The following is a 977-nucleotide window of genomic DNA, read 5'->3' as shown; positions in this document are numbered from 1 at the left end:
CTGATTTCTTCTGCGAAATATTTAAGTGTGTTCACATAACCGTACCTGAGGTTATCTGACAACCTTTCAGTGACCTCACCCACATTCAATTTTATATTTCTACTTAACTCCCAGAATTCATCATCCAATCCGAATCTGTAGACTTCGTTTTTTGCATGAAAGATATCTTTATGCGCGTTCAGAACCTTTAATTTATTCATAAGATACCCCGCTGCGCTTTTTAAAAATATTATCCTGAAGTTGCAAGGCTGCTTTTACTGATTCCTTAACAATAAATCGTCTGTTGTAGGTTTGTGCTGTTCCAGAACCCGGCTCCCAACCCATATGGCTGGAACGCATTTTCTCTTGCATCTCTTCACTAACATACTCGGTGCTTTCATCCATCAGTTTCGAAAATAGATAGTTCCATGTGTGTCTGAACTTATGTCCAGTCAACTGGCTTAAACCTGAGTCAGTGCTTCTCAGTCTATAAATGATCTTATGGTAAGAAGGAACGGACAGAGGATCGCCACGTGTCTCTCCTTCTTTGTGAGTAATAAAAAGGTATCCGTGCTTTTTCTTTCTGATATTGGCTTTTCTTTCGCCTGTAATATATGAATGGAGAAGTCTGGTAAGTTCGTCAGACATAGGTAAATTTCTTTCAAGCGTTTTTACGAGGGGCTGATTGACTCTTGTGTCCTCAATACTGTCAGCCCTTCGTCTTATGAAAAGCATTTGCGCTGCAAAATCAATATCTTCAACTCTCAGGTTCAATAACTCTCCACACCTTATCCCTAATGAATGTAATATTATGACTATAAGCTGATTTCTATGGCGAACTTTTTTGTCGAATGGATTCAATTCACATTGAGGATCAATAACTGAAAGAAGGATTTCCAGGTCTTCTTCTTCGATTGTTTTATAGACGTTGCCTTCTGAATTCCTGTATTTTATCTTCGGCCTTCTGGCTTTTATTTTTTTCACGAAGTAGGAAATTT

The 977-nt window shown here is 38.4% G+C and carries 1 protein-coding gene and 1 pseudogene; both read right to left on the bottom strand.

Features of this window, described 5'->3' with window-relative positions; all coding sequences use genetic code 11:
• Window positions 1-200: pseudogene (locus FOV68_RS24215) on the bottom strand (hypothetical protein); the annotation flags it as partial.
• Window positions 193-977 (bottom strand): site-specific integrase (locus FOV68_RS23840; RefSeq protein WP_186289783.1); only part of this gene is annotated, 785 nt, incomplete at its 5' end. The gene FOV68_RS23840 and the pseudogene FOV68_RS24215, both read right to left, overlap by 8 nt.

The sequence above is a fragment of the Pantoea sp. paga genome (assembly GCF_007558755.1).
Lineage (GTDB): Bacteria > Pseudomonadota > Gammaproteobacteria > Enterobacterales > Enterobacteriaceae > Pantoea > Pantoea agglomerans.
This window is presented reverse-complemented; position numbering and strand designations above follow the sequence as displayed.